The 8,653-nt window shown below is 64.9% G+C and carries 8 protein-coding genes and 1 tRNA gene; 7 read left to right on the top strand and 2 right to left on the bottom strand.

The window, feature by feature from the left end; genetic code table 11:
• The 4 genes from aroA to VJ811_RS15260 form a co-directional block, all read left to right on the top strand.
• Positions 1-1,198 (top strand): 3-phosphoshikimate 1-carboxyvinyltransferase (aroA, locus tag VJ811_RS15245; protein WP_324073867.1); only part of this gene is annotated, 1,198 nt, incomplete at its 5' end.
• Positions 1,195-1,824 carry a d(CMP) kinase gene (locus VJ811_RS15250; protein WP_324073869.1) on the top strand — a complete coding sequence of 210 codons (630 nt, stop codon included), beginning with the start codon at positions 1,195-1,197 and terminating at the stop codon, positions 1,822-1,824. The genes aroA and VJ811_RS15250, both read left to right, overlap by 4 nt.
• 275 nt (positions 1,825-2,099) lie before the next feature.
• Positions 2,100-3,812 (top strand): 30S ribosomal protein S1, encoded by a 1,713-nt coding sequence (rpsA, locus tag VJ811_RS15255; RefSeq protein WP_324073872.1) that lies wholly within the window; start codon positions 2,100-2,102, stop codon positions 3,810-3,812.
• 202 nt (positions 3,813-4,014) lie between these two features.
• Entirely contained in the window at positions 4,015-4,293 is a 279-nt protein-coding gene (locus VJ811_RS15260; RefSeq protein ID WP_248454312.1) for an integration host factor subunit beta, read from the top strand.
• A gap of 164 nt (positions 4,294-4,457) precedes the next feature.
• Here VJ811_RS15260 and VJ811_RS15265 read toward each other — a convergent pair whose 3' ends face one another.
• Positions 4,458-5,225: an ABC transporter permease gene (locus tag VJ811_RS15265; protein ID WP_037511456.1), complete on the bottom strand. Its 768-nt coding sequence runs from the start codon at positions 5,223-5,225 to the stop codon at positions 4,458-4,460.
• Positions 5,222-6,169, bottom strand: a complete 948-nt coding sequence (locus VJ811_RS15270; protein ID WP_324073877.1) for an ABC transporter ATP-binding protein — start codon at positions 6,167-6,169, stop codon at positions 5,222-5,224. The genes VJ811_RS15265 and VJ811_RS15270 overlap by 4 nt, the downstream gene beginning before the upstream one ends.
• Positions 6,170-6,259: 90 nt before the next feature.
• On the opposite strand from VJ811_RS15270, the gene VJ811_RS15275 reads away from it, so the two are divergent.
• From VJ811_RS15275 to VJ811_RS15285, 3 genes are all read left to right on the top strand, one after another.
• Positions 6,260-6,345: transfer RNA gene (locus VJ811_RS15275), tRNA-Leu, on the top strand.
• A gap of 108 nt (positions 6,346-6,453) precedes the next feature.
• On the top strand, positions 6,454-7,953 hold the full coding sequence (locus VJ811_RS15280) for an ABC transporter substrate-binding protein (protein ID WP_324073879.1): 1,500 nt from the start codon (positions 6,454-6,456) through the stop codon (positions 7,951-7,953).
• Between the two features lie 42 nt (positions 7,954-7,995).
• The gene (locus tag VJ811_RS15285; protein ID WP_324073881.1) at positions 7,996-8,418 is read left to right on the top strand and encodes a DUF4112 domain-containing protein; all 423 of its coding nucleotides are present in this window, start codon (positions 7,996-7,998) and stop codon (positions 8,416-8,418) included.
• Positions 8,419-8,653 lie beyond the last annotated feature (235 nt).

Here is an 8,653-nt window from a genome sequence, read left to right on the forward strand (position 1 = left end):
CCTGCTCGAGGGGCATGATGTGCTCGCCACCGCCGCCGCGATGCGCGCGATGGGCGCGACCATCGAGCGTCAGGACGATGGCGAATGGCGCATCCACGGCGTCGGCGTCGGCGGGCTGCTCCAGCCGCGCGAAGCGCTCGATATGGGGAACAGCGGCACCTCGACGCGCCTGCTCATGGGCCTTGTCGCGAGCCACCCGATCACCACGACCTTCATCGGCGACGCCAGCCTGTCGGGCCGCCCGATGGGCCGCGTCATCGACCCGCTCAGTCAGATGGGCGCCGACATCAGCGCCTCGCCCGGTGCCAAAGGGACCAAGACCCTGCCGCTGATGGTGCGCGGGCTCGCGCCCGCCATCCCCCTCTCCTATCGCCTGCCGATGGCCTCGGCGCAGGTGAAGAGCGCGGTACTGCTCGCAGGTCTCAACACGCCGGGCATTACCGAAGTGATCGAGCCCGTCCCGACCCGCGACCATAGCGAACGCATGCTCAAGGGTTTCGGTGCCGACCTGACCGTCGATTTGGGTGCCGACGGCACCCGCCATATTCGCATCCGCGGCGAGGCCGAGCTGAAGCCGCAGACGATCACCGTCCCGGGCGATCCTTCGTCGGCCGCTTTCTTCATCGTCGCCGCGCTCCTCGTCCCGGGGTCGGACGTCACCATCGCCAATGTCGGCCTCAATCCGACCCGCGCCGGACTGATCGAGGTGCTGCAACAAATGGGCGGCGACATCGAACTGCTGGACGCCCGCACCGTCGGCGGCGAGCCCGTCGCCGACCTCCGCGTCCGCTACAGCGCGCTCAAGGGCATCGCCGTCGACCCCGTCATCGTGCCGAGCATGGTCGATGAGTTCCCGATCCTCTTCGTCGCCGCCGCACTGGCCGAGGGCCGCACCGTCACGACCGGGCTCGACGAGCTGCGCGTCAAGGAAAGCGACCGTATCGCGGTGATGGCCACCGGCCTCAAGGCGATCGGCGCGCGCGTCGAGGAAAGCGAGGACGGGCTGATCATCGACGGCACCGGCGGCGATCCGCTGCCCGGCGGCGCGACCATCGCCGGCCACCTCGACCACCGTATCTGCATGAGCTTCGCCGTCGCCGGCCTCGCCAGCAAGGCGCCGGTGACGATCGACGACATCGCCCCGGTCGCGACCAGCTTCCCCAATTTCGAGCAATTGCTCGCCGGGCTTCAGCAATGATCATCGCGGTCGACGGCCCCACCGCGTCGGGCAAGGGCACGATTGCCAAAGCGCTGGGCGAATATTTCGGCCTGCCTGTGCTCGACACCGGGCTGCTCTATCGCGCGGTCGGCTATCAGACGCAGCTCAACCATGGCGACGCCGACAATGCCGCCGACGCGCTCGCCGCGTGCAGCTTCCCCGACAGCCTGCTGGGCGATCCGGCGCTGCGCTATGAAACCACTGGCAGCCTCGCGAGCCGCGTGTCGGTCCATCCTGCGGTTCGCGCCGCACTGTTCCAGCGCCAGGTCGATTTCGCCAACCGGCCGGGCGGCGCGGTGCTCGACGGGCGCGACATCGGCACCGTCATCGCGCCGCACGCCGATGCCAAGCTGTTCGTCACCGCGAGCGCCGAAGAACGCGCGCGCCGCCGCCATGCCGAGATGCTCGGGCGCGGCGTCGACGTCGGCTTCGATGCCGTGCTCGCCGACGTTCACGCCCGCGACGCGCGCGACACCGGCCGCGCCAACGCGCCACTCCTCCGGGCCGAAGACGCGATGCTGCTCGACAACACGGACATGGACAAGGACGCCGCGCTCGCCGCCGCGATCGCCTTTGTCGAAGAGCGCCGGAAGGCCCGCGGCTAGAACGGGCTTTCCGCCTTGCTTTGGCAGGGGTTGCAGACTATATGCGCGCCGTCCGACGGGCTTTATTGCAGGTCGAGGCATGGACCGACCGCCGCTCGAACCGAGCGTCGGGCGCGATGGGATGCACCCGCCGCGCCCATTTTGCTTTGTCCATGACTCGCCGGCAACCGGTTCGAAGGATGCTGCGTCCTGCATCCGGCAGGCGTGGCGGATCGGCCACAAGACCAGCGGAACCAACCGCTTGGCCGGAACAGATGAAGTAAGGAATATCCACTATGGCCACTACGGCTTTCCCGACGCGCGACGATTTCGCCGCGATGCTCGATGAATCGCTTGGTGGTGCTGACGGCGGCTTTGAAGGCCGCGTCGTCAAGGGCACCGTCACCGCGATCGAAAACGACCTGGCAGTTATCGACATCGGTTTGAAGAGCGAAGGCCGCGTGCCGCTTCGCGAATTCGCGATGCCGGGCCAGAAGGCCGACATCAATGTCGGTGACGAAGTCGAAGTCTATGTCGACCGCGTCGAAAACGCCAATGGCGAAACCATGCTGTCGCGCGACCGTGCTCGCCGCGAAGCCGCCTGGGACCGCCTGGAAGAAGAATTCAACAAGGAAGCCCGCGTCGAAGGCGTCATCTTCGGCCGCGTCAAGGGCGGCTTCACCGTCGACCTCGGCGGCGCCGTGGCGTTCCTTCCCGGTTCGCAGGTCGACATTCGCCCCGTACGCGACGTCGGCCCGCTCATGGACCTGCCGCAGCCCTTCCAGATCCTGAAGATGGATCGCCGCCGCGGCAACATCGTCGTGTCGCGCCGCGCCATCCTCGAAGAAACGCGCGCCGAACAGCGCTCGGGCCTGATCCAGAACCTCGAAGAAGGCCAGATCATCGAAGGCGCCGTCAAGAACATCACCGATTATGGTGCGTTCGTCGACCTCGGCGGCATCGACGGCCTGCTCCATGTCACCGACATGAGCTACAAGCGCGTCAACCACCCGAGTGAAGTCATCAACATCGGTGACAATGTCCGCGTCCAGATCATCCGCATCAACCGCGACACGCAGCGCATCAGCCTCGGCATGAAGCAGCTCGAAAGCGATCCGTGGGAAGGCGTCGCCGCCAAATACCCCGTCGGTGCGAAGCTGTCGGGCGCCGTCACGAACATCACCGATTACGGTGCGTTCGTCGAACTCGAAGCCGGCATCGAAGGCCTGGTCCACGTCAGCGAAATGTCGTGGGTCAAGAAGAACGTCCACCCCGGCAAGATCGTTTCGACGAGCCAGGAAGTCGACGTCATCGTCCTCGAAGTCGACAGCGACAAGCGCCGCATCTCGCTCGGCCTCAAGCAGGCTCAGTCGAACCCCTGGGGCGCATTCGCCGAAACCCACCCCGTGGGCTCGGTCGTCGAAGGCGAAGTCAAGAACGCGACCGAATTCGGTCTGTTCGTCGGCCTGCCGGGCGACGTCGACGGCATGGTTCACATGTCGGACATCGCCTGGGGCATCTCGGGCGAAGAAGCGCTGCACCTCCACCGCAAGGGCGAGGCCGTGCAGGTTGTCGTTCTCGACGTCGACGTCGAGAAGGAACGCATCAGCCTCGGCATCAAGCAGCTTGAAAAGGGCGCTCCGGCCGTTGGTGGCGGCACCGCCGCTGCAGGTTCGGTGAAGAAGAACGACGTCATCACCGTCACCGTCCTCGAAGTCCGCGACAACGGCCTCGAAGTCCAGGCTGGCGAAGATGGCGCCACCGGCTTCATCAAGCGCGCCGACCTTGGCCGCGACCGCGACGAACAGCGCGCCGAACGTTACCAGGTCGGCCAGAAGTTCGATGCTATGGTCATCGGTTTCGACCGTTCGAAAAAGCCGAACTTCTCGGTCAAGGCGATGCAGATCGCCGAAGAGAAGGAAGCCGTCGCTCAGTACGGTTCGTCGGACTCGGGTGCGTCGCTCGGCGACATCCTCGGCGAGGCGCTGAAGGCCGGCAAGAAGGATTAATTTCCTCCTTCCGCCGTCAGGCGAAACAAAGGCCCGCAGAGTGTCCCTCTGCGGGCCTTTTTCATGTCGTGATATATTTTTGACCGGACAGTGATTCGTGATACCTTCTCCGTGCGTTGGGAGGGGTCTCACGCACAATGGGCCGGCAACGACCGGACGCCTGCTTCGGCGGGAGAAGCGTGATATATAATAGGGGAAGCTCATGATCCGGTCAGAACTGGTTCAAAAGATCGCAAGCGAAAACAGCGATTTGCGGCTCGAGGAAGTCGAGCGGATCGTCGACACTTTCTTCGATTCCATCGTCGATCAACTCGCCTCGGGCGGTCGTGTCGAACTGCGCGGCTTCGGCGCCTTCTCGACCCGGTCGCGCGAATCGCGCACCGGCCGCAATCCCCGGACGGGTGCGGCGGTCGATGTGAAGGCGAAAAACGTGCCCTATTTCAAACCGGGCAAGGAAATGCGCGAACGTCTGAACGGCTGAGCGCGCGCACCAAACAGGATTTCGCGTCCACCATTTTCGTCACCCTGAACTTGTTTCAGGGCCCATGGCCTGTTCACGCCTTCAGCGCAGCGCGGAAGGCAACGGTACGTCGTGGATGCTGAAACAAGTTCAGCATGACGATGATAGGGAGATCGGCCGGGAAATCAGTTCTTGAGCCGGTATCCGGTGCGGAACATCCAGAAGATGACGCCCAGGCACAGCGCCAGGAACAGCGTCACCGCGCCCATGCTGACTTCGATCCCGACATCGCCCTTGCCGAAGAAGGTCCAGCGGAAGCCGCTGATCAGATAGACGACGGGGTTGAACAGGGTCACCGTCCGCCACGCCGCGGGCAGCATGTCGAGCGAATAGAAAGCCCCGCCCAAAAAGGTCAGCGGATAGATGACCAGCATCGGGATCACCTGCAGCTGTTCGAAGCTCTGCGCCCAGATGCCGATGATGAAGCCGAACAGGCAGAAGGTCACCGCCATCAGGATCATGAAGGCCGCCATCAACAGCGGGTGCGCGACCTGCACGTCGACGAACAGGTGCGCGGTCGCGAAAATGATCGACCCGATGATCACCGACTTGGTCGCGGCGGCGCCGACATAGGCGATCACCGTTTCCAGCGGCGACAGCGGCGCCGACAGCATTTCGTAAATCGTCCCCGTCCATTTGGGCATATAGATGCCGAACGAGGCGTTGCTGATGCTTTCGGTGAACATCGTCAGCATCATCAGCCCGGGCACGATGAAGGCGCCATAGGGCACGTTGCTGACCTCGGTCATCCGGCTGCCGATCGCCGAGCCGAAAACGACGAAATAGAGCGCCGTGGTGATGACCGGCAGCATCAGGCTGGTCCAGAAGGTGCGCCCGAAGCGCGCCATTTCGAAGGCGTAGATCGCGCGCACGCCGCGCCAGTTCGCGGTCATGCGGCTTCTCCCTTTGCGCCGTTCGATTCGTGCACCAGCCCGACGAAAATATCCTCGAGCGAGCTTTGCCTTGTGTGCAGATCCTTGAACTGGACCCCGATGTCGGTCATCCGCCGCAGCAGCGAGGGCACCCCGGTCGCCTCGGCCTGGCTGTCGAATTCGTACACGAGCTCATGCCCTTCGCCCGCGAGCGCAAGCTTCCAGTCGGCAAGTTCGGCGGGCACGGCCTCCAGTTGTTCGGCCAGATTGAGCGTCAGCGTCTTGCGCCCCAGCTTCTTGATCAGCGCATCCTTCTGCTCGACCAGGATCAACCGCCCGCCGGTGATCACCCCGACGCGGTCGGCCATTTCCTCGGCCTCCTCGATATAATGCGTCGTGAGGATGATCGTGACGCCGCGTTCGCGAAGACCGCGCACCATGTTCCACATATCGCGGCGCAGTTCGACGTCGACGCCGGCGGTCGGCTCGTCGAGGAACAGGATCTCGGGCTCGTGGGAGAGCGCCTTGGCGATCATCACGCGGCGCTTCATGCCGCCCGAGAGTTCCATGATCTTCGAATCGCGCTTGTCCCATAAGGACAGATCGCGCAGCAGCTGCTCGATGAACGCGGGATTACGCGGCTTGCCGAACAGCCCGCGCGAGAAACTCACCGTCGCCATCACCGTTTCGAACGCGTCGGTGTGCAATTCTTGCGGAACCAGCCCGATCATCGTCCGGGCGGCGCGATAGCCCTGCGCATGATCGTGCCCCGCGACGGTCACGCTGCCCGTGGTCGCGGTCACGATACCGCAGACGATGCTGATCAGCGTCGTCTTGCCCGCGCCATTCGGCCCGAGCAGCGCGAATATCTCGCCTTTGTTGATGGAGAGGTCGACATCGCTCAAGGCTGTGTGACCGCTTTTATAGGTTTTCCCGAGGCCGGAAATTTCAAGGACTGGAGTCATCCACGCCGTCTAGCCGAGCCGCCGCATGACGTGAAGCGCCAAACATCGCTTGACCTCCATCGGCCCATCGGCTTGACCGGCGTCGGTCATGCGGACGTGGCGAAATCGGTAGACGCAGCAGACTTAAAATCTGCCATCCTCTGGGTATGCGGGTTCAAGTCCCGCCGTCCGCACCAGCCTTGCGACAGATCAGGCCTTGCGACAGATCGGACAGCAAGCCGGATGCCCACTTCCGGTTTCGCCCGGCATCACTATGATGCACCCCGATGCCGCCGAAAACAGACATGCCGAAGCCCAGGCCCAAAACACTCCTGCCCAAGATCATGGTCGGCGTCGCCCTCCTGTCGCTTGCCAGTTGCGGCCTGTTCGGCGAGCGCGGCCCGGTCAAGATCGCCGCCATCGGCGCGCTCAATCCCGCCGCGAACCCGGCGGCCGGCGAGCTGTCGTCGGCCAATGCCGCGCTGCTCGACGCCACCTCGCAGGGCTTGGTCAGCTATGATGGCGAGGGACAGATCGATACCGGCCTCGCCGACCGCTGGACCGTCACCACAGACGGGCGCAGCTATATCTTCCGCCTGCGCGAAGCCAAATGGACCAATGGCCGCAAGGTCACCGCCGAGGATGTCGCCGCGATCCTGCGCTCCTATCTGGCGCCCGCCAGCCGCCACGTCCTGAAGAACGACTTCCCCGAGGTCGAGACGATCAAGGCGATGACCGACACCGTCATCGAAATCCGCCTTTCGGTGCCGCAGCCCGCGATCCTCGAACTGCTTGCGCAACCCTCGATGGCGATCGTCAACAAAGGCATGGGCTGGGGGCCGATGCGCGCGCGCAAGATCGGCCGCGCGGTGCTGCTCTCGCCCGTCCCCGATCCGCTCGCCGAGGATCCCGAGGCCGCCGAAGCCGCCGCGAACGATCCCGCCGCGTCGATCGAGCTGGTCGGCACCTCGCCCGAAGGGGCGCTCGCGCGGTTCAAGAATGGCTATGCCGATGGCGTCATCGGCGGCCGTTTTTCGACCCTGCCCTATTTCGCCGCCTCGAACGTTGGCCGCTCGCGCCTCGTCGTCGATCCGGTCCCCGGCCTGTTCGGCCTGGCGTTTGTCCGTGCCGAGGGTTTCCTCGCGACCGACGCCAACCGCGACGCGCTCGTCCGCGCGGTCCGGCGCGAGCGGCTGATCGAGGCGTTCGGGCTCGCCGAATGGCAACCGCAGGTCACGCTGCGTCCGTCGCTCTACGCGCGCGACGGCGGTCCCGCGCCGCGCGTCCCCGTCTGGGCCGAATATGACGAGGCGTCGCGGGTCGCGCAGGCGAAGCGCGCGGTCGATGCCTGGCGCGGCGCCGGGCGCGAGATCGAACCGCTGCGCATCGCCGTCCCCGACACTCCCGGCGGCCGCATCCTCTTCGCCTATGTGTCGGCCGATTTCAAAGCGATCGGCGTGCCGAGCCGGCGCGTCCCGATGGCGTCGACCGCCGACCTCCGCCTGATCGACGAGGTCGCGCCGAACGACGATGCGCTGTGGGCGCTGCGCCGCCTCTCGTGCCGCCGCGATACGCTCTGCAACCGCGAGGCGCAGGGGTTGATCGACCAGGCGACAGCCAATATCGACGCCGGCCAGCGCCGGGTGCAGGTGAGCGAGGCCGAGGCGGTGCTCGGACGCTATGCGCCCTTCATTCCGCTCGCGACGCCGCTCCGCTGGTCGGTCGCGTCGCAGCGTCTTACCGGCCTGCGCGCCAACGGCCGCGCGCAGCACCCATTGAATCATGTGATTGCCTTACCTAACTAATACAGCGGCGCTGCACCTTCGAGCGCTTTTGAAAGGACCCAGATGGCCCCTTCGCCCCCGAATCCCGACGCGATCTTCGACGCGCTGATTTCCAATCGCAGCGATCCCGCAGCCTTGCGCAAACGCGTCGAGACGCTGGAAATCCTGCTCGAACGCAGCTTTGTCATCCCCGGGATCAACCGCCCGGTGGGCCTCGACGCGATCGTCGGCCTTGTTCCCGTCGTGGGCGACGTCATCGCCGCGACGATGGGCGCCTATCTGATCTGGGAAGCACGCAACCTCGGCATGCCGAAATGGAAGATCTGGCGCATGGTCGGCAATCTCGGCGTCGACACCGCGCTCGGCGCGATCCCGCTTGTCGGCGACGCGTTCGACTTCTTCTTCCGCTCGAACACGCGCAATCTCCGGATCATCAAGAAACATCTCGACAAGCATCATCCGGGCACGATGATCATCGACCAGTAGGCGCTGCGCCTTCTTCCCTTGGGGTGTCTAATGCTGCTAGCACAGCGCCATCACACCCCAGGGGAGACTATCGAATGATCCGCGCCAGCCTTGCCGCGCTTGCCCTCAGCTGTTCCATCACCGCCGTCGCCGCGCCCCAAGACAAGGATCCCTACCTCTGGCTCGAGGATATCGAGGGCACGAAGGCGCTCGACTGGGTCAAAAAGGAAAATGCGGCAACCGACAAGCTGATCAC

The organism is Sphingopyxis sp. (genome assembly GCF_035250425.1).
GTDB lineage: Bacteria > Pseudomonadota > Alphaproteobacteria > Sphingomonadales > Sphingomonadaceae > Sphingopyxis.